This window comes from Nitrosopumilus sp. (assembly GCF_025698945.1).
Classification (GTDB): domain Archaea; phylum Thermoproteota; class Nitrososphaeria; order Nitrososphaerales; family Nitrosopumilaceae; genus Nitrosopumilus.
Window position 1 is genome coordinate 79,904 of the sequence record NZ_JAILWM010000003.1, and the last position, 19,938, is coordinate 99,841.

Here is a 19,938-nt window from a genome sequence, read left to right on the forward strand (position 1 = left end):
TGCAAATGACTATTATCTTCTTGTAATCCAAACCAAAACTGATAGTCCTGTTGTTTGGATTATGTTGATTGCAAACAAGTAATGAGATACCATATCAGCTGACATCATCAAGGATTTATCATCCATGTATAGAGTAGACCAGAATAGTACAATCACTATATTTTGAATCATTAAAAGAACTGCAACAAGTACTAGACCCGATGTATAATACGATCTTATCACTCTCATGTTTTGAACATATGTTGTAATAGTTACAAGGAGTAATGCAATGTTTAGAAATGCAGATATGACTGCAGCAAGCATAAAGTCTACCATGATGCATATTTCCTAAAATTTGTTAATTTACTTTGTTCCAATTTTTTGCATAATCTCCTCTAGTGCACTCTGATTGTCTTTCATAATCTGCGTTAAATGAAATTCTGCCCCGTATTCTTTTTCAGCCTTTACAACAAGTTCATTTTTTGATAAAATTTTTACATGATGTACTACTGTTTTGTGATCCAAATTCAAAACTGTAGCTATTTTGTTTGCATTCATTGGGGTGTCTTTGATTAGATTGAGAATCTTTGCTCTGTTGATTCCTCCTCTTGTACCTGCAATTATTGACCATAGTATCATTTTGAACCTAGGATTGGGCATGGATTGGCCAATATCTGTCCCTGAAAAAGAGAATAGATTCTTGGGAATAATATTTGAAAATGAAAAACTTGGTAAAACTAGAGTTTGTGTAAACACTGATTGCTCAGAATCAGTATGGGATATAAAAAATTCCTTTTGAGATTTAAAAAAATTATTGGGAAGATAACTCTGCACTTCCAAACAAAACACCAAATGATTTGCACCAGATCAGAACATTACTGTATTTGCTAAGATCAGTTCCATCAGGAATCTCATAATTTTGATTCCCTTTGTTTGCTTTGAGTTCTCCAAGATTTACAAACTCGGATGCCTTCTCATCAGTTGACAAATAAACAAACAAGTCAGGCCCATTAGTTGACTTAAAGTTCTCTAATCTCAGAACACTAGTACCATCTTCTAATGAAATTGTATATGTGTCCCCCTGTGCATCATGGATTCCATCTCCAACACCTACAAATGTCCCTCTGTACATAATTGGTATCTTATCTTCCATCATAGTTTCTTCCATCATAGTTTCTTCCATCATGGATTCATCTTCCATCATAGTTTCTTCCATCATAGTTTCTTCCATCATAGTTTCTTCCATCATGATTTTTTGATTTATCGCTCCAGCTGGAATTGCTTCATCAATAGTTGATTCAGTAAAATATGGTGATATTGCATATGCTGATACTGAACCAACTATAATTACCACTATTGCTGCAAGCAAAGATTTGTTCATGATAAAATGATTGATTTTTGGTATAAATCCAATTTTCCATTTTTGACCCCAATCTTTAGGCATAAAATGACCAAATTATGTGAAAAGATACTCGTAAAGTAATTTAGTTAGATTTTATTGCCAGAATCAAATGGAACCATTTGATTCATTTCTAATTTGGGTCACTGAATTTCTGGGTCAGCATCTCTATGAGGGCATTTTTCTAGCTGCATTACTTGAGACAATAGTTCCTCCAATTCCAACACTTGCCGTATTTCCCACAGCAGGATTTTTAGCATCACAACAAGGAATTCCATTAATTGGATTAATCCCTATGATTATTCTTGGTGCAATTGGTGCAACTATAGGGACATCGGCAATCTATCTGATAGCATTGAAGCTTGGAAGAGTTGTTTTACTTCGTTATCTAAAATACGTCAAAGTTTCTGAGAAAAAATTAGAACGTGTTGAAGTCTGGTTTGAAAAGTATGGTGACAAGGCAGTGTTTTTGGGAAGGATGGTTCCAGTGATGAGGGAAATGATTTCAGTTCCTGCCGGTTTGCTAAAGATGAGAATTCCAAAATTTGTGATCTATACATTTGCAGGATCTTGTGTTTGGTCTACTGGAACTATATTGTCTGGGTATTATTTTGGAGAGGCAATAGGTCTTGGCACTAGTAATTTAGCATCATTGCCTTAAATACTGAAAACTATCTATGAACATTATTCGTCCAATTGTTTGGCTGGATGTTGACAGGGATTCTTCAATGCTCCCCTAAATCATTGGAGATCTCTGAAATGATAAATTGGTTTTTAAGAAATTTTTATAATCTAACATTAAAGTTTAGACATTCATAAATTCATAATCTTTTTAACTTATCCTAAACTAAACTTCGTGAAATGAGTTCTACCTCATTATTAGTAAAATTTAGATTTGAGGGTGATAAAAAATCAGAAGTTGCAAATCTTTCTTATGAACAATATTCTAACCTAAAGGAACTTCCAATGACGGTAGAATGTAAAATAGTAAAAAACCAAAAACCAACCCTATCAAAAGCAGATACAGAGGCACTAAACAAGAAAATAGCCCAAGCATTCAAAAAATCTAAATCTCACACTAGAACTTTAACTGAAAATTAAATTTATGTTGAATTAGCTTTTTATTATTTTAAAAAAATTCTGCAAATTTATAATGACGATTTATGTTTGTATAATGAGTATAAAATCAAAATATATCCACCATACCAAAAAAGATTTACTGGATGAGATAATGTATACCCTTCAAATAATTCAATATAGTAATACCAAGTATCACCTCCTACTATCACCAAAATTCCTATAACTAGAATTAGCCATGAAGTTCCAAGTATCCCTCCTCTGAAAATACTTGCTGCATAAACTGCTATTCCTAATGCTAATGACGTAGCTGAAATAAAGACCATGCCATAGTAAAAATCAAAACTTAATTCATTTGATAATGTTATTGCTAAATAGATAGTAGTAATCGTAACTGGAATAATTCCAATACTGATTTTTTTTGCAATGTGTGTGTTTGGCGAAAAAAACTTGATGTTACGAATCAAGTAAATTATAATCATCGGATAAAACAGGAAAAAGAAAACATCTGCAATAGATGGATATGGATCTAAATCTAAGAACTGTTCATAAATTAAATAAGTAATCTCTCCAAAAAATATTCCCAAAAAACCTATTCCTAATGCTACATATGCTTTAGAAAATATTTCTGCCCCTGTGTATCTTTTTGCAGCCAGAAAACTAAAAACTGCTACAGCTCCTGGAATCCCAATCGAGAAAGCATAGATAATTTCATCCGAATTTTCTAAATAATTTACAAGAACGTGAAACCCAATAATTCCTGCAATAATTAATCCAACAACCTTGAAATTAATTGGATTTTTCAGATTTTCAGGAACTATGCTTACTTTAGATATGATTATCGCCTCTGTAAATGATCATGATCTATTATATTCATATGTTGCTAGGTAAACGAACTTGTCTTAGAATTTTATATTCATATGATTTATCTGATTTTTCTAGTCTTCCTAAATCCGTAAATGCTTCTAGATGTTTAATTACATCATCTGTGAATAAATCTCTCTCCATTGTTTCCAATATTTTTTCAGACCACGTCCAATCTGTATCCTGATTACAAGAATATACAATCCAAGTATATTTTCCATCAATTTTGTAAATATCAAAGGGAAATACCTTGCAATCAAATGGTCTTTCTGAATAAACAGTACATCCTTTTTCAGTATCCCAAAAAACACACTGATCTGATCCCTCTTTTTTATCTAATTCATAACCTGAAATGTTGTTTATTTTTATTTTTTTAGCGAAATTACCTTTTCCTAATTTTTGAATACTCAAAAATTCTTTTGGAGATAAAAATGGTGTTACATAATCATTACAACATGATTTATGCTTACATTTATCACAAAGATTTGCCCATATGTTAGAACTCATTTTTCAATTACACCAATAACATTGAGAATTTATTAAAAAAATTGACATTATATTACAAATATTGTGAAGGTTTGTATTCTCCTGAACCTTGGAGTCTTGCAAATCTTTTTAAAACAAACTGAGCTGTTTCTCTGACATCTTTGCTTGGATCATTTAATGATTTTCTGATGAGTTCCTTTACCTCAAATGCCCTCATTAATCCAAGCGCTTCAATTGCTTCATGTTTTGATAAAATACTATCGTCATTTAATGAGATGTCAACTAAAACAGGAATCTTATCTCTTAGATTTCTAGCAGCAATTTGAAAACTTGCCTCATGTTTTACAACACCATTTTCATCATTTCGAAGAGTCCATTCTAACAAGTCCGCAATTTTTTGCTTCATCTCTTTGTTGATGTCGCGCTCTTCTATCATTTCACCTACTAACCATACTGCATCCCAGCGTTTTGATTCGTCAGGATCATTTTTCAAAGTATTTTCACAATACACAAATCTTTCTAAATCTGACATTTCTCTGACATTGTTTTCATCAATGAGTTGTACTGGCAAATTACCAAATTTGGGACTCACATGTTAATAAAAATAGCTCTAATTCCCAAAATATTAATAAATATGAAATTCTTAATAATAACATGCCTGGATTAGATCATTTACTAGCAAAGTCTCTAAATGATGTTATTGAAAAAAATCTTGGCGCAAAAACTGCTAAAAAAATTGATGATAGATTATTTGAAAAATTTGGAATTTCTCTAACTCAGGCAATGGAAGAATTTGACAAACTTGATTTGGTGTTAAGAGAATTTTTTGGAAAAGGTGCAGATGGTATTGAAAGAAAGTTCTTTGAAAATGTCTTTCAGACAAAATCTAAAAAATCAAATGATAATTGGTATACTTTATCTGATTCTGCAATAAACTCAATCATACTTCAAACATATGGTGATCCTGAAAAGAAAAAAATCCTAGAATCAGTTTCAGATGACGCAAAAATTATTGCTGACATCTTAAAAGAATGTAATTTGCCAAGAACATCTGGTTATAGAAAAATTAACAATTTGATTGATGAAGGACTATTATCAGTAGACGGGCAAATTATAGTTGATAATAAAAAAATAAACAAGTATGTTTGTGTATTTAAAAATCTTAGAATTAATATTATTAAAAATAAAGTTCAAGTTGACATTCAACTAAATAATTCTGATAAACTACAGAGTACCATTCTTCATACTCTTCAAATTTAATAATAATTTAAGATCATATTCATAAAGCATAACATGATCCCAAATATGGGATCCATGAATCTGCAAATTTCTAAATCAAAATCCTATTTGGGATGTATTTTTATTATTTTAGCAGCAATTCTCTCCTCTCTACTACATGTTGTATCAAAACCCATGTTGGGATTAGAAGGTATGATGGAGATTAATCCAATTCTGCTTACCTTTCTGATTTACATGATTTGTACGGCCTTTTTTACTCCTATAGCCAGAAAAACTGATCCAATTAGAAAATTCTCTCAAAGAGACTTGATGTTTATGTTTTTGATTGGTGCATCTGAAGTAGCAGCACTTGCTACTTACTTTTTTGGATTGCAAACAGCTTCAGCAGTTAATGCATCTATTTTTAGCAACAGTGAAATTATTTTCTCTCTAGTTATTGCAATGACTGTTTTTAAGGAAAGACTGAACATCAAAGAATGCATTCCATTTTCAATGATTATTGTTGGCATGATGATTATTCCTATAGGAAATGATTTGTATCAAAATGGTATGAGTATTGAGCATATTGCATCAGGAGATATCCTGATTATTCTTGCTGGATTTTTTTATGCAGTAGACATTACACTTTGCAAATACATTGGAGACAGATACAATCCTAGAAGAGTTACACAGATTACATCATTTTTTTGTGCTATAGTTGCATTAGCATTACTAGTACTACTTGGTATTCCAATACAGTTTGATCTAAACTATGTTCCTAACCTAGTAGTTCTATCTGTCTTTGGAACTGGAATGTCTACTTTGTTATTTCTTGCTGGCTTGAAGTTAATTGGTGCAGTTAGAACTATTTTGCTTTATTCTACAACTTCTATTTTTGGGATTCTTTTTGCAGGAATATTTCTTGCCGAAGAAATTACATCACTAGATATCATATGTCTTGTAATTACATTAACTGGTATTTTCTTTTTGCGTAACAAATTGGCAGAATCTGAATCAGAGCCAGAAAATTCTAAAGAACACATTTGCAGTATTGATGAGAAACAAGGGGTTAAAGTGACTACGATGAAATTCTGATAGTCATATTATAATATGACTAAATTGCGTAATTTTAAGAATATTTTAATATTATACATCAATACCAAAATTGGGATTAATGTTGATTAGTGTAAATTCCAAATTCCATATTGGGGGTACCTTTCTGTGATTGAAAAGACTGCAATAATTATTGATGATGATGAGGCAATAAACTCACTTTTGGGCGAACTCTTGACTCTATATGGATATGATGTTGTTGGAAGTGGATTTGATGGAAATGATGCGATCTCACTATACACGAAACACAATCCAAGTATTGTTTTACTTGATGTAAGAATGCCTAAAAAAAATGGATTTGAAGCACTAGGTGAAATCAAAAAAATTGATCCATCATCTACTGTAATAATGATTACTGGCGAAGTTGAGTCTCAAACTAATGACAGGTTACAATCACTTGGTGCATCAGCTATAGTCTACAAACCATTTGAAGTTGAAAAACTGATCAAAGTTATCAACAAAGCCATAAAATCCAATAAAATGATAGTTCAATAATTGTTTTAAAAATTACCTAGTGTATTTTGCTTTTTTTCTTCCCAAATTAATTCTCTTAATCCTAGTTCCATCCTTAATGAATTTGCAGTTGCTGGTCCAAACCCTTCATAGTGATTGTTAGTCATTACCATAGCTAATGGAATGTCTTGAATGTCTTTTAGTTTATTTGCCCAATCTTTTATCATGTTTAATCTGTCTTTTGATACCTTGCCAAATTCTGAATCAGCAATTGAGCGATCCCCTATTAATCTAACATAAAGATAGTTTGTTGTAATTGGCATTGGATTGTTTACTCCTGCAATATCATTCCAAACAAGACAGTGTTTGTTTTGTTTTAGATATGATATTGCATCTTCAGAGAACCACGATTCATGTCTTCCCTCTATTGGATAAACAAAATCGTCTGGTAGAATTTCAAATAGTTCCTGCAATCTTGGCTTTGCTTCTTCAAATGATAATGATGGTGGTAATTGCAAAACTAGTGCCGAGATTTTTTCATAAATTGGAGATAATGATGAGAGAAAAGAGAATACTTCGGAATTTACTTTTTCAAGTCTCTTTTCATGTGTGATTGATGATGGAAATTTTGCTGTAAATCTAAAATGTCGTGGGGTATCAGCATCCCATCGCCTCACTATTTCCTGGGTAGGAATTCGATAAAAAGTGGAATTTATCTCTGTGATATCAAAAATCTGGGCATAATATTTGAGCCATTCAGAACTCTTTATGCTCTTTGGATAAAATGTGCCAGACCAACCATGATAGCTCCAGCCAGTACATCCTATCTTGATATTCATAATAAATTAGGAATTGTTGTTGTCTTAAAAATTTGAAAGCTGACTATTGCGGTTCAACCTTTACACAGTCCTGCTTGTATGCTCAGACAGGTAAACAATCGCCTGCATTGACAATAGGGCATTGTGTCAGCTTTCTATTCATAATACGCGTTTCTCAGATAAAAAGAACACCGATATTTTCTTCTAGTTTTATTTTTTTGCGATCAGAAATAGTCTGATGGATAAGTCCTACTTGATGTTTATATCAAAAATATTTAAATTCACTCTATGTTCCGCTTTAGAAAGAAAAAAGAATTCGTGTATATCTATATCCCTCCAATTCCCAAAAGAGAATCCTCAGACTAATTTTTATTAAATACAAAAAGAGAGATTTGTGATTTTCATCATGTCTCCAAAACAAAAAATATCGATAATTGTGGGTTTTCAAATTCTGCTAATTGCTGGAAGTTTTATGACAATGGTATATCTAGAATCTAAATGGACAACTCTTGGAAACACAATTGATCAAGCAGGACTAAACAGATTACTAACACTTAGAACTATATTAGAAATTCATAACTTTGAAGATCGTGGATTAAATTTTGACACTCAAACTATGCCAAAAGTTGTATCACTAGAGTCTCTTAAAGAAAATCTGTATTTGATTAAAGAAGGAGGAATTAAAGATGGCATTTCACTAGTAAAACTTCCTGAAAAACTCCAAGACACATGGTATCTTGTGGAACAAGACTATGTTATTTTTGAAAGCAGCATTAAAAATTATTTTAATTCTGATTCCAACGAACGTCATGAATTACTAATTCAAATTGATACATATGGTGAAAATCTTATTCAAAGTTCAGATAATCTAGTCTCTGATATTGCATTGTTCCAAGTTGAAATAGAGTTTTTGATAATTAGTCTTCAAATAATTTTCTTGATTGTTAATGTAATTGCACATGTGCTACTAGTGTATCTTATCTTTAAAATTCTTAATAATTTTTCAAATGAGAAAATAAAGTTAGAAAAATTTGCAGTAATTGGGGAGATTGGTGCAAACATTGCACATGACCTTAGAAATCCATTAGCTGCAATCAAAGGATCCTTTGATATACTAAAAATGAAAAAGAAAGATCTTGATGATGAATTTGCAGAAAAACAATTTAAAAAGATTGAAACTTCAATTAACAAGATACAGTACTTAACAAGAGATATTTTGGATTTTGCAAGAAACCAAGAAATTCAAAAAGAGGAATTTAGTCTTTTAGAATCAATTAAAGACACAATGAATGAAATTCCTATCTCCAAACAAGTACAAATCAAATTACCAGAAAATGATTATAAAATTATTGGAGATAAAGTCAAGATTGGTTCAGTGATTTCAAATTTAATAAAAAATTCTGTTGATGAAGTAGGAAATACTGGAAGTATTCGAATTGATCTAAAGGAGAATCCACAAAGTGTAGTCATTACAATTGAGGACTCTGGAAAAAGACTAACAGAAAAGGATGTAAAGAAAATTTTTGATCCTCTATATACGACAAAACAACACGGTACTGGTTTGGGACTTACAATATGTCAAAAAATCATAGAGCAGCATGAAGGTACTATTAATGTAAAGGTTAATCCTACCAGATTCATAATTTCATTACCCAAAAAATAGGATTATTTTTTTGGATAGAATTTTTTTGCAAGTTCTCTTAGCTTTTCTGCTGAGAAGGGTTTTTCGATTAATTCTAAGGCTTTTTTAGCCTTGACTTCCTTCCATTTTGTGTAATCTGCATGTGCTGTCATGAAAATTATCTTTGACATTGAAAATCTCTTTTCAAGCTCAAAAAAAGTTTCATATCCATCGAGTTTTGGCATTTTGATATCAAGGAAAATTAATCTTGGTTTATACTCTTTGTATTTTGCAATGGCGTCAAGTCCATCTTTTGCTTGAATCACATCATATCCAAACAACTCCAACAAAGTACTTACAGTATCTAGTACTTCAGAGTCATCATCTGCTACCATTATTGTTTTTTTATTCATTAATTATCATCTTAACATACATAAAATTAAGTAATTGAAATTCTCTCAATTGTTCTTAGACGATCTTTGTAAAATTCTTGTGCTTCTGTCATGAAATCTGAAAACCATTTTTTTAGTTTGGGATCATTGTCTAACACTTTTTTTAGATAATTTTGACTTCTTTTTATTTTTTTCAACAAAATGGGAAAATACAGTAATGTAATAAAAAACCATAATGAAATCATCTCTCCAATTTTTTCCTCATTAAATGAATGTGATAGTGTATTTGATTTGATGTTAAAAAAAGAAATAAGCTCGTAAAACTCTTTGTTTTCAATTTTTAATATGTTCAAATTATCAAATAGTAATCCTTTTCCTAACAATGAAATATTGTAAACAGAATCTCTGATTTGTGATTTTAACATTTCCCAGTTCCCAAAAACTAAAGGAAGTAAATTCTCATAGTTTCTTACCAATGTATCAATTTGCTTTTCTGTAAAATCCATCACATCTAAACAGTACAAAATGCCATAAAGCGACAAACGATATTTGTTACCTGGATTTCTTTTTGTGGATATACTGTCAACTACAACAAGATGCAGATCTAAAATTCCCTCTGAACGTTTTCCCTTGTCAACTCTGCCAACTAATAATCTACGATATTCTTTTTCCTTTGTGCGAATCTTATCCATTTCTGATGAAAATCTTACTTTTGCCATTTCCCATGTAGTCATTGGTCCATTTAATGCAAGAATTTTGAGAATTCTCTGAACATTTTCTTGATGCTTTGATTTTAGGCTCGATTTTCCGTATAATTGATGGGCTATTGGTCTAATGTAATACTTGTATGAAAGCAACCCTGGAATTTTTTTCTCTCTAAAAATAACCATACCGTAACTGGTATGTTACATTAATATAAAAATTCGTATCTGAGTAAGTTAGGTAGTTAAGAAATGGTTGAACGAATAACAATAATGCTTGATGATGATCTGCTAAAAAAGCTTAGATTAAAGCAATCACAAATCATTCAAAAGTCTTTATCTAGTGTGAGTTTCTCACGTGTTGTAAATGATTCACTTCGAACTTGTTTGAAGATAAAATAATTATTTTATGTTATTGTTGAATTTTTAAAAATCCTTTATCTATCATCCACTGAATGCTTTGAACAAAAGTTACATTGTTAATTTGATCTGTTGTCCACCATTTGACAGTATTTTTAATCCATTTGGGAATTTTATTTTCTGAATCTGGTTGTGAATTCTTTAAAATTTCACTATTTACTAGTTCATTTAATATCTCCACAAATGTTTCATCACCAATTACATCGTTAGACCACAGTATTGCTGAGTCTTTTATCCATTGTGGAATAATTATAATATGCTCAACAAAGTTTTTACCATCTTTTGTTCTGCACTGTCTTGGATATGACTCCATAATTGGTAATTCTGCTGCAAGACAATCCTCAAAACTATTAATTTCATTTAATGGAATAATTCGTAAAATTTTGTCATCATTGAGTTGAGGTGATCCCCTTCCGTCTTGATTGCTAGTTAAAATGTACAGATATCCATCAGGACCAGTTGCAACATCTCTTAATCTGCCAAAACTATCCTGGAATAATTTTTCATGTGCAACCACTTTGTTTTGTTTCAAGTCAAAATCAATCATGTGAAGGTGTTCTCCCCTCAATGTTGCAACAAAATATTTTCCACTCCATTGCGGAATTTTATCTCCACTGTAAAATTCTGCGCCTGATGGTGCCCACGTATCATCACCAGAATGCAAGATTGGATTTTGCATTCCTTGCATTGTCTCATCGCCAATTATATCGGGCCAACCATAATTTGTGCCTGGAGTAATTACATTAATCTCATCATGTGCTATCCCTCTCCATCCTGAAGGTCCATGCTCAGTGGCTACTAAATTTCCAAAATCATCCCAATCCATTCCCTGTGGATTTCTATGACCTATGCTGTAAATTGCAGAATTCTTCCATGGATTATCTTCTGGTATTGTTCCGTCTGAATTAATTCTGAGTATCTTTCCACCAAGTGAGTCTAAATCTTGGGAGAATGGTGGATTTCCAGCTTCACCTGTTGTTATGTAGAGTTTTCCATCTGGCCCAAACTTTATTCTTCCACCATCATGAAATGGACCTCCTGGAATTCCATCTAATAGTACTTTGTCTTCTGTGACTTTGTCTTCAGATATTACATATCGAACTATTTTGTTAGTTGTGCTAAGAAATTCATTGTAAGTATAATAGAGATAGATGTAATGGTTTTCATCATAATTTGGATCAACTGCAATCCCTAATAACCCCCCTTCAACACCACCGACACCAATAGTCAGTAAGGGCGCTTGCAAAACACCATTCTCAATTAATCGAAGGTTTCCAGTTCTTTCTGTAAAAAAGATTTTTCCGTCTGAAGTCCAATCAATACTCCAAGGAATCTTGAGATTATCAGCTACTACTTCAACTTTGACATTATACTCGGGAAACTCTTGAGCAGAAACTATTGGTATTAACCCAAGTAAAATTATGCTAATAATGATCTCTTTCACAAAATACAATCTACCTTTTTAGAATTAAGTATTGTTCATAAAAATTAATATTGGAACTTAAGACCAATAACGATTTGTTATTTGGTGACAATTCCAATTGAATATAATTTTGCAATTTAGTATTTAGAACATACTGATGATTTCTACGTGTTGGTTATATTCAAAACATTTTCTGATCCCACCATTGAGAAACGTGTAGGCGCTTTTGATGGTTTAAAGTCCGTTTATTATAACATCTAGTCTTTTTTTGGAATATGTGGTAATTCAATCACAAACCTCTTTGGATTATTATAAGCTGAAATTGTTCCGTGATGCTGTTCAACTATTGATTTACAACTAGCCAGTCCAAGTCCAGTCCCCTCTTGCTTTGTTGTATATAATGGCTCAAAGATATTTTCAATATCTGAATCGGGAATTTTTGGTCCGCTGTCATACACTGTAATAATTACCTTGTCATCTTTTACTTCTGAAGAAATAATGATTACTCCATTATTTTCAATTGATTGTATTGCATTAACCACTAAATTAATCAGAACAATTTTCATAGCCTCTACATCACATTCTATCTCAATATCTGTATTCTTTGATTCAATGATAATGTTCTCTGGCTTTGAAATATCCAGGAGTGCAGAATCGATAATTTCTTGTAACGGCTGACTTGATAATTTCAATGGCTTTCCTTTGATAAAATCTAAAATATTGTCAATTTGATGCGTCATTCTATATATTGCATTATCGATTCTATCAAATTTCTCAATATCTTCACGAGTCAAATTCTGGTTTTTCATCTTGATAAAATCTAGCGTTCCTTTGATTACAGTTAGAGGATTCCTAATATCATGTGCAAGTCTTGATGATAACTCTCCAATAGATGATAGTTTTTCTTGTTTAAGAATTTTTGATTTATATTTTTCCAAGTTTTCAGACATCATGTTTAGTGATTCTAAAATTTGATTGACATCAGAATTACTATGTCTCTTTTCAAGTCTTACAAAATCTCCTTTTGAAATTTTATTTGTCATATCTATTAACTCATTGATTGGTTTTGAAACAAATCTTGAGATTAAAATTACTACTATTACTGCAATAACAATTGCAAAAATTGTTGATACGATAAAGACACTTCTAATTTTTTCCTCGATATCTGTAATGTTATTTTGAATATTTTCAATTCCTTTAATCTCCATAATTGTATTTTCTTCTATAATCTGATGGAAGTTTTTTTCAAGTAATTCAAGCTTCTCAAAGGCCTCTTTTTTTGAAATTTCTTCATTTTTGACTTGTTGGTAAACTTTGTCATGATTCTCAATTGCTTTTTTGTATAATACAACATAATTTCGCATTTGTTCTTGCATCATTTGTGGTGCAAGAAAGATATCTGAAACTTTTACAAATGCCAAAGAATTATACTCTTCAAGATGAACGTACAGTTTTTCTAATTGTTTTTGGTATTTTGCATCTAGTTCTTGATTTTTAATTTCGTTTTGTAGACTCTGAATTACTGTAAAATGCATTATTTGATAATCTGATTTGATTTCCTGAAGATACGTGATTACTGGAATGCTCATATGTTTATGATATTGAGAAATATGTTCAATATCTTGAGATAATTGCCATTGCATGATACTTGCGACTCCAAACACAGATAATAATATGATAAATCCAACTATTATTACAGATGTGGTCTTCATTTGATTTTTTTTGAGATTGTGGGATTAAAGCACTTCTTCTACACTTAATGTGACAAAACAGAAATTATTTTATGATCTTCTTGGCTTTTGCAAATACTGCTGACCACTGAGCCCATGTGAGCCTACCTGTTTGGGTGTTTTGCTTTGATGGATGGTACGATGTGAGAATCATGATGTTGTCATATTTGAATAACTTGTTGTGACCAAACTTTTCAGGCTTGATTCCATATAATTTGCAAGCCGCATCATAGGCAATCCTTCCTAGACATAGTACTATTTTGATATTTTTTAGAATGTTACGCTCTTGCTCTAGAAATCCAAAACATTGCTTCATCTCCTCTTTAGATGGTTTGTTTTGAGGTGGGGCACATCTTACTGCTGCTGTGATGTAGGCATTATTTAACACAAGTCCATCGTCTTTAGTTTGACTAGTTGGAATTGATGCAAATCCATTTTTGTGCATTACTTTTGCAACCCAGTCACCAGATGAATCCCCTGTAAACATTCTTCCTGTTCTGTTTCCTCCATGAGCTGCTGGAGCTAAACCTACAATGAGTAATTCTGCATTAACATCACCAAATCCTGAGAGTGGTTTGCCGTAATAGTTTTGATCTCTAAACCTTCTGACCTTATTTTTTGCAACGTCTCGTATATACGCTGCAAGTCTTGGACATTTTTTACATCTTGTGATCTTTTTGTTTAGAGATTCAATTGATCTCAACAAATGCTTTGCTTTTTTGTCTCAATAAAAATACTCTTTTCTTCTTCAACAAAGTTAGATTCTATGTTTCCACAACTATTCATGTAATGGAAGACTGTTCCATGTAGTAGTTTTGTTTGTCCGATGTATTTCATGATTTGCCTCTCTGATTTTTTACTTAATACAATGTGTGTTCAAAAACTACACCTGCTCAGGATCTCTATCTAGGTTAATCCCAATTGATTGTGCCCATCTGGCAAACTCTTCTATTATCTTGTTATCTTTTTGTGTAAACATGATACCATGACATAATTTGCAATAAAAGCAATTACTAATCACTTATCTTTTATCCACAAGTTAAGTCTAATAGAGAGAACTTTCACATATCAATAATGCCATCTACTGGAAAGGTAAGTTTGACTAGACAGACAATCTATTGCTTTATTCCAATTCTAGATTTGTATTCAGCTTACAAAATTAAAAAACTTCGTTGGTTTCTACTAATTATACTTGGGCTAGGATTGACATTAAGTACAATCTTTGGAAATCTAAATCCCATTGAAGATGATGAAGAGTATGCAAAAAAATTACTTACACCGAAGATGGAGATAAACTGGGAGTATGCAATTTTAGGTGAGAATCCACTGTTATCTATAATATCTATAATTATAATGGATGGGGCAATCTATGGCACTAAGGTGTATGTGATTAGACGCTGGTCTAAATCATGGAATGCCAACTTTGAGATATAATCGTGCCTCCAGGCGTGAAATTTACTAAAAATTGTCTCATTTGATATAATACTTACGATGATCTTGACCGATATTCTTTATATTCAAATTTCAAAAATGCATGCAATGAAAAACAAACAACTTCTAAGCGTTGTATTTTCGCTGATTCTGGTAATGGGCCTATCTGCAGGTTCTGCATTTGCCCAGACAGATGATGACATTGATGATACATCAATGGAAGACGAAAGTGTAGATGCTCAAAACACTGAAGCAAAAGAAGAAGAATATGATGATTTTGACGATTACGATGATGACACAGAAGAAGATGATGATATTTGGGATGGTAAACATTACGATCTTGATGATAGACTAGAATTTTTCTGTGACATGACTGATGTCGAGAAACGTCAACTATATGCAGATCATCCAAGACTAACTCAATTCAAAGACAGATTGATGAAGTTCTGTGAGTTAGATGACGATGAAAGAGAAGATGCAATTGATGAATTTATCGAGAGACATTTTCCTGAAATAGAATATGACGAAGATCATCGTAAGATGCTAGATAGATACTGTGCAATGTCTGATGAGGACAAGCGAGTCTATATAGCAAAACATGACAAGACATCAGACAGTGTTGATAAAATGAATCGTTATTGTTCATTAGATGAAGACCAAAGACGTGACTTTATCATAGAATACAGAGACGAATACATTGCAAACATGAAAGACAAAATCAAAGATCATATGGGTGATGTAAAAGATCACATGAAAGACAAAGTCCGAGACCATATGACTGATAGATTCTCAACAATGGAATTTGATAGATTTTGTGCAATGACTGACACTGAATTATCTGTTGCAACATTTGAAATGGATTTTGTAGAGCGAGCCTCTAAATGGTGTGATATGACACCTGATGAGAGAAAGTCCTACATCAAAGACCACATGAAAGATATTGTAATTGACAAAGTCAAAGATCACATGAAGGATAGATTATCTCATATGGATTATGATAGATATTGTGCTCTAACTGATGCAGAATTGGCTGCCTCTACCTTTGATGCAGAATTTGTAGCAAAGGCATCTTTGTGGTGTGATATGACACCTGAAGAGAGAAAGGCATCCATGATGGAACGCATGAAAGATATGGTTCATGATAAAGTGAGTGATGCTTCTCCACGTCTCAAAGCAATGATTATGGCAGATTCTCTCACCAATGAGGAGAAAATGGAGATTAAAGCAAAATTCATGGAAAAGTTTGGAGACAAAGCTGACAAGATAAAATCTGATCTTAAAATGAAGTACAAGAACCATGTTGATAAAGTCAAATCTAAAATTTCTGATGAGCGAAGATCTGCCATTCATGACAGACTAGCTGAGATGAAGGCCTTCAAGGCAGAGCTTCGCACAAGTGCAGCAGACTTGAGTGTTGAGGAAAAACAACTACTTAGAGCAGATTTCATTGAAAAGGCAAAAGACATGCAGCTTGCATGGATTTCCCCACGCGCTCAGATGAATGCAGGTGTTGACATTGGAGAAATTGAATGTCGTGAAGGATTTAGCCTTGTAATGAAAGCAACAAATGGAGTTGCAATGTGTCTCAAATCAGATACTGCACTCAAATTGATTGACAAAGGTATTGTAGTTCCTGCAAACTAACCCTTTTTCTTCTTTTTATTTTATATTTTCAATAATACTTCATCTAAAATCTGAGTTCTAAAATTACTATTCTTCTAATTCCTTAATGATTGATTCACGTTTTTTCTGAAGTTTCTCCAAATTTTTCTCTAATCTTCTCAAAGTCTCATTAGTGGAATCATCATTTGATTTACAGTCTTTTAGCTCTTTTGTAACTGAATCTTTATGTTCTTGTAGTTTTTTGATTCTATTTTCTGTATCCTCTAATGTCTCTCTTAGTGCGTGTATGTCTTTTTCAAATTCCAAAATTCAAATATTCTGAATTAATAATTAACTTAAAGATTTTGAGTTAGAATGATTTATTCTCATAAGACTGCAAACTCTAAAGATACTCTATCAATTATAAATTTCAAAAATGAAGATAATGGTTTTTCCTTCCTATTTGCATTCCATTCCTCTACAAGTTTATCATAAAACTTCCATTCATATTCATCTTTTTTGAGATGCTTACTCATCATAGCTTCAAATTCTCCACTATCCCAATCTACAGGACACATCTTGCTGTCTATCTGGATTAATCTTCCATTTTTCATTTGGAATGGATATGATTTGCAAACGCTTGGCTTGAAATCATTTACAGTACATCTGAAAACATCTTTTGATTCTTCAAGAAATATACATGCGTCATCTTTTTGTTTTAAGGCAAGATCTATCAATCCTTCTTTCACCTTTATTCCAAGATCATAATCCTTTGCACCAATAATTTGCAGAAAACTCTTTGGTAACAAATTTAGTCCAACTGAGAGTCGGTAAATATCATGAGCATTAAGAAATATCACATATTCTTTACAGCAGTTTGTATGACAAGAGTCACAAGGAAATTCTCCGATATTTGAATTCTCTGGGATTACTTTTAGTGTCATAAATCATTAACTGGATTTTAGCTATAAGTAGTCTCTAGAATTTTTACAATCCTTCTTCATTAACATCGGGTTCAGCATTTATCTTCTCAAAAATCATATCTGATTTTTGACAAGACTCGCATTTCTCCATTATTCCAAACTGATTTTTGTAATGGCCTTTTCCATCACATCTAAAGCAAACCATGAACTTTCTACACTAATTTTGAACTTAAGAGTTTTGTAATTTAGAACTAAGATTCCTTGTCTTCGATTTTTTTAATTTCTTTTTCTATTTTTTGAATATTCTTGGTCCAAATTCCAATATATTTTTCAAGTTTTTCAATCTCTTGTTTAGAGTCAGAATTTGAATTAATCAAGCAATCTCTTTTTTCTACATGCTGATTCAATCTCTTTTTAGAATCCTCTAACTTTTTGTATTGAAATTCCAAGACTTTTTTTGTGATAAAATTCATAAATATTCAAGTATTCTTTAAATTAGAATTTGAACTTTAGCATATTGCAGTTTAGAATCTAACGGTAATACATTCCCATTAAAACTAAAAAGCCTAAAAGTACGGAAAGACCAATTACTCTAATTAGTATTGATTTTATCATTTAGATTCTAAGGATGAGAATACCTCATTTCCCATTGCCGTTTTTGCTCATCAGTGCCAAATGTATTAATTGATTTACCAATACATTCATCACGTTCTGATCCTTCTGAGAATAGTCTTTTACAATCATCAATGGTGATCTGTAGATTCCTATGATCTCGGGCTTTGTATATCTCGTCATAGTTTGAACTTCCCATTATTCCAACAACGATAGCTACTACAATTACAACTGAAACAATAATGAGATTATTCATTTATGGAAATTAAATTCGTCTAGAGTCCTTGAGTGCCGATGGCCTCTTCATTGTTGTGAATTTTATCAATATGTTTTGATAGCTCCTCATTGTCTTTGAATTCTGAACCACAATAAGCGCATTTTGCCATAATCTTATCTGTTATCCAATCTATTTAATCATTCATAATTGCCACAGCAAACTCATTGTTCCATAAAATACAGCTATGGCAATTGCAATAACTATCACACCTATTGTAGATCTTTTCATTTTCTATCTACCTGGACGTTTGAATCCTGGTTTTATCAACCCTTTTTTCTTTGATGCATTTTGAAATTGCTTTCCTGTCTCTTCTTTTGATTTTACAGAATTGTTTTCTTTTATTTTGAAAATTGTTTTTACAGGTTTTTTTACTTTGATCTTCTTAGGAACTCGAGTTGGAGGTGGAGTCTTTTTTGCCTTTTTTGGTTTTGAAGTGATGTTTTGTCTCTTCTTTGTCCATCTAATATTATTAATATCTGCAGTTGATGATTGCTCAATGTTATATTCTCCTAGAGATTTTTTCATAATCTGAATTTACGTACAGTCAACTTAAGGGTTTTAATTTTGAATTCAAAATTATTGCTTCAAAGATGCGAAATTCAAGGCTAGCAATGCAGTTAAAAATTCCATGTATGAAGAAAATTTAGAAATGTCCCAGTTCAATCACATCCCAATCCCATTTGAGCCAGCCCGACTAATCGAAAAAGAAGATGGACATTACTACCAGACACCAAAGGGAAACATCTACCCTTCAATTACCACAATGCTTCACAAAACAATGCCGCTTGAAAAATTGCAAAGCCTTGAGAACTGGAAGATCCAAGAAGTAGCAGCTGATTACATTACCCAAGAATCAGCAACGATTGGAACTCAAACTCACGAGATGATTGAGAACTATCTTAATGGAGTTCCATTTACAGAGCAGTACCGATTACTATCAGTTGCACATTTTAACAATCTCTTGCCCTTTATTCAGAAAATAAATGACATTCATGGGACTGAGCTTAGATTGTACAGTGATGCAATGAAGCTAGCTGGAACATCTGACTGTATTGCAAAATATGATGGAGAACTCTCAATTATCGACTACAAGACAAAGAGAAGCAATCAGCAAGAAGAATGGATGACTGATCACTTTATTCAAGGAACTGCATATGCCCAGATGTTCAAAGAGATTACTGGAATTGAGATTAAACAAGTTGTGATTTTAGTTAGCAGTGAGAAAAATACTAGAATGGAATTTGTCAAAAACACTGATGATTACATTGATCCACTAGTTGAGCGATTAACAAAATTCTACGATACACTGCCGTAGTAATTTACTTCTAACCTTTCCATTTCCTGTTAAACTAAATCTAATTGATCTTTTCATCTATTTTGGTTAGTTGTTTAATTACAG

At 32.1% G+C, this 19,938-nt stretch carries 30 protein-coding genes; 11 read left to right on the plus strand and 19 right to left on the minus strand.

The genetic code is table 11. The annotated features are described in order from the left end of the window. Positions 1-12: 12 nt before the first annotated feature. The gene (locus tag K5790_RS07210; RefSeq protein WP_297593730.1) at positions 13-315 is read right to left on the minus strand and encodes a hypothetical protein; all 303 of its coding nucleotides are present in this window, start codon (positions 313-315) and stop codon (positions 13-15) included. Positions 316-342: 27 nt separating this feature from the next. Then, positions 343-618, minus strand: coding sequence for a winged helix-turn-helix domain-containing protein (locus tag K5790_RS07215; protein WP_297593732.1), 276 nt, complete (start codon positions 616-618; stop codon positions 343-345). Between the two features lie 19 nt (positions 619-637). Between K5790_RS07215 and K5790_RS07220 the strand changes: the two genes are divergently transcribed. Beyond that, positions 638-778: a hypothetical protein gene (locus K5790_RS07220; RefSeq protein ID WP_297593734.1), complete on the plus strand. Its 141-nt coding sequence runs from the start codon at positions 638-640 to the stop codon at positions 776-778. A 12-nt stretch (positions 779-790) separates the two neighbouring features. On the opposite strand, the gene K5790_RS07225 is transcribed toward K5790_RS07220, so the two are convergent. After that, positions 791-1,423 (minus strand): DM13 domain-containing protein, encoded by a 633-nt coding sequence (locus K5790_RS07225; protein WP_297593736.1) that lies wholly within the window; start codon positions 1,421-1,423, stop codon positions 791-793. A gap of 67 nt (positions 1,424-1,490) precedes the next feature. Here K5790_RS07225 and K5790_RS07230 point away from each other — a divergent pair, with 67 nt between their 5' ends. Together K5790_RS07230 and K5790_RS07235 are read left to right on the plus strand one after the other, a co-directional pair. Continuing rightward, positions 1,491-2,039, plus strand: a complete 549-nt coding sequence (locus tag K5790_RS07230; protein ID WP_297593738.1) for a DedA family protein — start codon at positions 1,491-1,493, stop codon at positions 2,037-2,039. A 200-nt stretch (positions 2,040-2,239) separates the two neighbouring features. Then, positions 2,240-2,479 carry a hypothetical protein gene (locus K5790_RS07235; RefSeq protein WP_297593740.1) on the plus strand — a complete coding sequence of 80 codons (240 nt, stop codon included), beginning with the start codon at positions 2,240-2,242 and terminating at the stop codon, positions 2,477-2,479. Between the two features lie 47 nt (positions 2,480-2,526). Here the strand turns inward: K5790_RS07235 and K5790_RS07240 are convergent, their stop codons facing one another. From K5790_RS07240 to K5790_RS07250, 3 genes are all read right to left on the minus strand, one after another. Further along, positions 2,527-3,042, minus strand: a complete 516-nt coding sequence (locus K5790_RS07240) for a hypothetical protein (protein WP_297593742.1) — start codon at positions 3,040-3,042, stop codon at positions 2,527-2,529. A gap of 286 nt (positions 3,043-3,328) precedes the next feature. Continuing rightward, a complete protein-coding gene (locus K5790_RS07245) occupies positions 3,329-3,826 on the minus strand; it encodes a YkgJ family cysteine cluster protein (protein ID WP_297593744.1) in 498 nt (165 codons plus the stop codon). A 52-nt stretch (positions 3,827-3,878) separates the two neighbouring features. Then, positions 3,879-4,376 (minus strand): HEAT repeat domain-containing protein, encoded by a 498-nt coding sequence (locus K5790_RS07250; protein ID WP_297593745.1) that lies wholly within the window; start codon positions 4,374-4,376, stop codon positions 3,879-3,881. Positions 4,377-4,459: 83 nt separating this feature from the next. Here K5790_RS07250 and K5790_RS07255 point away from each other — a divergent pair, with 83 nt between their 5' ends. The 3 genes from K5790_RS07255 to K5790_RS07265 all read left to right on the plus strand — a co-directional run bounded on the left by K5790_RS07255 (position 4,460) and on the right by K5790_RS07265 (position 6,631). Then, a complete protein-coding gene (locus tag K5790_RS07255) occupies positions 4,460-5,065 on the plus strand; it encodes a hypothetical protein (RefSeq protein ID WP_297593746.1) in 606 nt (201 codons plus the stop codon). A 45-nt stretch (positions 5,066-5,110) separates the two neighbouring features. Continuing rightward, on the plus strand, positions 5,111-6,118 hold the full coding sequence (locus tag K5790_RS07260; RefSeq protein ID WP_297593748.1) for a DMT family transporter: 1,008 nt from the start codon (positions 5,111-5,113) through the stop codon (positions 6,116-6,118). Positions 6,119-6,244: 126 nt separating this feature from the next. Continuing rightward, positions 6,245-6,631 carry a response regulator gene (locus K5790_RS07265; protein ID WP_297593750.1) on the plus strand — a complete coding sequence of 129 codons (387 nt, stop codon included), beginning with the start codon at positions 6,245-6,247 and terminating at the stop codon, positions 6,629-6,631. Between the two features lie 5 nt (positions 6,632-6,636). Here the strand turns inward: K5790_RS07265 and K5790_RS07270 are convergent, their stop codons facing one another. Continuing rightward, positions 6,637-7,428 (minus strand): DUF72 domain-containing protein, encoded by a 792-nt coding sequence (locus K5790_RS07270; RefSeq protein WP_297593752.1) that lies wholly within the window; start codon positions 7,426-7,428, stop codon positions 6,637-6,639. Between the two features lie 385 nt (positions 7,429-7,813). Here K5790_RS07270 and K5790_RS07275 point away from each other — a divergent pair, with 385 nt between their 5' ends. Then, on the plus strand, positions 7,814-9,070 hold the full coding sequence (locus tag K5790_RS07275) for a HAMP domain-containing sensor histidine kinase (RefSeq protein ID WP_297593753.1): 1,257 nt from the start codon (positions 7,814-7,816) through the stop codon (positions 9,068-9,070). A 2-nt stretch (positions 9,071-9,072) separates the two neighbouring features. Here K5790_RS07275 and K5790_RS07280 read toward each other — a convergent pair whose 3' ends face one another. Together K5790_RS07280 and K5790_RS07285 are read right to left on the minus strand one after the other, a co-directional pair. Continuing rightward, positions 9,073-9,441, minus strand: a complete 369-nt coding sequence (locus K5790_RS07280; protein WP_297593754.1) for a response regulator — start codon at positions 9,439-9,441, stop codon at positions 9,073-9,075. A gap of 26 nt (positions 9,442-9,467) precedes the next feature. Next, on the minus strand, positions 9,468-10,310 hold the full coding sequence (locus K5790_RS07285; RefSeq protein WP_297593755.1) for a hypothetical protein: 843 nt from the start codon (positions 10,308-10,310) through the stop codon (positions 9,468-9,470). 63 nt (positions 10,311-10,373) lie between these two features. Between K5790_RS07285 and K5790_RS07290 the strand changes: the two genes are divergently transcribed. After that, positions 10,374-10,523: a hypothetical protein gene (locus tag K5790_RS07290; protein ID WP_297593756.1), complete on the plus strand. Its 150-nt coding sequence runs from the start codon at positions 10,374-10,376 to the stop codon at positions 10,521-10,523. Between the two features lie 10 nt (positions 10,524-10,533). Here K5790_RS07290 and K5790_RS07295 read toward each other — a convergent pair whose 3' ends face one another. The 4 genes from K5790_RS07295 to K5790_RS07310 form a co-directional block, all read right to left on the minus strand. After that, positions 10,534-11,985, minus strand: coding sequence for a sorbosone dehydrogenase family protein (locus tag K5790_RS07295; RefSeq protein ID WP_297593758.1), 1,452 nt, complete (start codon positions 11,983-11,985; stop codon positions 10,534-10,536). A gap of 236 nt (positions 11,986-12,221) precedes the next feature. Beyond that, entirely contained in the window at positions 12,222-13,676 is a 1,455-nt protein-coding gene (locus tag K5790_RS07300; protein ID WP_297593760.1) for a HAMP domain-containing sensor histidine kinase, read from the minus strand. Positions 13,677-13,740: 64 nt separating this feature from the next. After that, a complete protein-coding gene (locus K5790_RS07305) occupies positions 13,741-14,397 on the minus strand; it encodes a uracil-DNA glycosylase (RefSeq protein ID WP_297593762.1) in 657 nt (218 codons plus the stop codon). Further along, entirely contained in the window at positions 14,394-14,531 is a 138-nt protein-coding gene (locus tag K5790_RS07310; RefSeq protein ID WP_297593764.1) for a hypothetical protein, read from the minus strand. Before K5790_RS07310 ends, K5790_RS07305 begins: the two co-directional genes overlap by 4 nt. A 237-nt stretch (positions 14,532-14,768) precedes the next feature. Between K5790_RS07310 and K5790_RS07315 the strand changes: the two genes are divergently transcribed. Further along, positions 14,769-15,128, plus strand: coding sequence for a hypothetical protein (locus tag K5790_RS07315; RefSeq protein WP_297593766.1), 360 nt, complete (start codon positions 14,769-14,771; stop codon positions 15,126-15,128). 105 nt (positions 15,129-15,233) lie between these two features. After that, on the plus strand, positions 15,234-16,769 hold the full coding sequence (locus K5790_RS07320; RefSeq protein ID WP_297593768.1) for an ABC transporter substrate-binding protein: 1,536 nt from the start codon (positions 15,234-15,236) through the stop codon (positions 16,767-16,769). Positions 16,770-16,835: 66 nt separating this feature from the next. On the opposite strand, the gene K5790_RS07325 is transcribed toward K5790_RS07320, so the two are convergent. From K5790_RS07325 to K5790_RS07350, 6 genes are all read right to left on the minus strand, one after another. Then, positions 16,836-17,054 (minus strand): hypothetical protein, encoded by a 219-nt coding sequence (locus K5790_RS07325; protein WP_297593770.1) that lies wholly within the window; start codon positions 17,052-17,054, stop codon positions 16,836-16,838. Between the two features lie 59 nt (positions 17,055-17,113). Continuing rightward, on the minus strand, positions 17,114-17,671 hold the full coding sequence (locus K5790_RS07330; RefSeq protein ID WP_297593772.1) for a YkgJ family cysteine cluster protein: 558 nt from the start codon (positions 17,669-17,671) through the stop codon (positions 17,114-17,116). 43 nt (positions 17,672-17,714) lie between these two features. After that, positions 17,715-17,855, minus strand: a complete 141-nt coding sequence (locus tag K5790_RS07335) for a hypothetical protein (protein ID WP_297593774.1) — start codon at positions 17,853-17,855, stop codon at positions 17,715-17,717. A gap of 46 nt (positions 17,856-17,901) precedes the next feature. Next, complete coding sequence (locus tag K5790_RS07340; RefSeq protein ID WP_297593775.1) at positions 17,902-18,123, minus strand: hypothetical protein; 222 nt, start codon at positions 18,121-18,123, stop codon at positions 17,902-17,904. Positions 18,124-18,272: 149 nt separating this feature from the next. After that, positions 18,273-18,518, minus strand: a complete 246-nt coding sequence (locus K5790_RS07345; protein WP_297593776.1) for a hypothetical protein — start codon at positions 18,516-18,518, stop codon at positions 18,273-18,275. 252 nt (positions 18,519-18,770) lie between these two features. Further along, entirely contained in the window at positions 18,771-19,064 is a 294-nt protein-coding gene (locus K5790_RS07350) for a hypothetical protein (protein ID WP_297593777.1), read from the minus strand. 103 nt (positions 19,065-19,167) lie between these two features. On the opposite strand from K5790_RS07350, the gene K5790_RS07355 reads away from it, so the two are divergent. Then, positions 19,168-19,854 carry a PD-(D/E)XK nuclease family protein gene (locus K5790_RS07355; RefSeq protein ID WP_297593778.1) on the plus strand — a complete coding sequence of 229 codons (687 nt, stop codon included), beginning with the start codon at positions 19,168-19,170 and terminating at the stop codon, positions 19,852-19,854. Positions 19,855-19,938 lie beyond the last annotated feature (84 nt).

What these genes read in the sequence shown, in the direction of transcription:
- K5790_RS07210 (WP_297593730.1), bottom strand. Translation starts at nt 315, where the DNA reads ATGGTAGACTTTATGCTTGCTGCAGTCATATCTGCATTTCTAAACATT.
- K5790_RS07215 (WP_297593732.1), bottom strand. Translation starts at nt 618, where the DNA reads ATGATACTATGGTCAATAATTGCAGGTACAAGAGGAGGAATCAACAGA.
- K5790_RS07220 (WP_297593734.1), top strand. Translation starts at nt 638, where the DNA reads ATGGATTGGCCAATATCTGTCCCTGAAAAAGAGAATAGATTCTTGGGA.
- K5790_RS07225 (WP_297593736.1), bottom strand. Translation starts at nt 1,423, where the DNA reads ATGCCTAAAGATTGGGGTCAAAAATGGAAAATTGGATTTATACCAAAA.
- K5790_RS07230 (WP_297593738.1), top strand. Translation starts at nt 1,491, where the DNA reads ATGGAACCATTTGATTCATTTCTAATTTGGGTCACTGAATTTCTGGGT.
- K5790_RS07235 (WP_297593740.1), top strand. Translation starts at nt 2,240, where the DNA reads ATGAGTTCTACCTCATTATTAGTAAAATTTAGATTTGAGGGTGATAAA.
- K5790_RS07245 (WP_297593744.1), bottom strand. Translation starts at nt 3,826, where the DNA reads ATGAGTTCTAACATATGGGCAAATCTTTGTGATAAATGTAAGCATAAA.
- K5790_RS07255 (WP_297593746.1), top strand. Translation starts at nt 4,460, where the DNA reads ATGCCTGGATTAGATCATTTACTAGCAAAGTCTCTAAATGATGTTATT.
- K5790_RS07260 (WP_297593748.1), top strand. Translation starts at nt 5,111, where the DNA reads ATGGGATCCATGAATCTGCAAATTTCTAAATCAAAATCCTATTTGGGA.
- K5790_RS07270 (WP_297593752.1), bottom strand. Translation starts at nt 7,428, where the DNA reads ATGAATATCAAGATAGGATGTACTGGCTGGAGCTATCATGGTTGGTCT.
- K5790_RS07275 (WP_297593753.1), top strand. Translation starts at nt 7,814, where the DNA reads ATGTCTCCAAAACAAAAAATATCGATAATTGTGGGTTTTCAAATTCTG.
- K5790_RS07280 (WP_297593754.1), bottom strand. Translation starts at nt 9,441, where the DNA reads ATGAATAAAAAAACAATAATGGTAGCAGATGATGACTCTGAAGTACTA.
- K5790_RS07285 (WP_297593755.1), bottom strand. Translation starts at nt 10,310, where the DNA reads ATGGTTATTTTTAGAGAGAAAAAAATTCCAGGGTTGCTTTCATACAAG.
- K5790_RS07290 (WP_297593756.1), top strand. Translation starts at nt 10,374, where the DNA reads ATGGTTGAACGAATAACAATAATGCTTGATGATGATCTGCTAAAAAAG.
- K5790_RS07300 (WP_297593760.1), bottom strand. Translation starts at nt 13,676, where the DNA reads ATGAAGACCACATCTGTAATAATAGTTGGATTTATCATATTATTATCT.
- K5790_RS07310 (WP_297593764.1), bottom strand. Translation starts at nt 14,531, where the DNA reads ATGAAATACATCGGACAAACAAAACTACTACATGGAACAGTCTTCCAT.
- K5790_RS07315 (WP_297593766.1), top strand. Translation starts at nt 14,769, where the DNA reads ATGCCATCTACTGGAAAGGTAAGTTTGACTAGACAGACAATCTATTGC.
- K5790_RS07320 (WP_297593768.1), top strand. Translation starts at nt 15,234, where the DNA reads ATGAAAAACAAACAACTTCTAAGCGTTGTATTTTCGCTGATTCTGGTA.
- K5790_RS07330 (WP_297593772.1), bottom strand. Translation starts at nt 17,671, where the DNA reads ATGACACTAAAAGTAATCCCAGAGAATTCAAATATCGGAGAATTTCCT.
- K5790_RS07335 (WP_297593774.1), bottom strand. Translation starts at nt 17,855, where the DNA reads ATGGTTTGCTTTAGATGTGATGGAAAAGGCCATTACAAAAATCAGTTT.
- K5790_RS07340 (WP_297593775.1), bottom strand. Translation starts at nt 18,123, where the DNA reads ATGAATTTTATCACAAAAAAAGTCTTGGAATTTCAATACAAAAAGTTA.
- K5790_RS07345 (WP_297593776.1), bottom strand. Translation starts at nt 18,518, where the DNA reads ATGAATAATCTCATTATTGTTTCAGTTGTAATTGTAGTAGCTATCGTT.
- K5790_RS07350 (WP_297593777.1), bottom strand. Translation starts at nt 19,064, where the DNA reads ATGAAAAAATCTCTAGGAGAATATAACATTGAGCAATCATCAACTGCA.
- K5790_RS07355 (WP_297593778.1), top strand. Translation starts at nt 19,168, where the DNA reads ATGTATGAAGAAAATTTAGAAATGTCCCAGTTCAATCACATCCCAATC.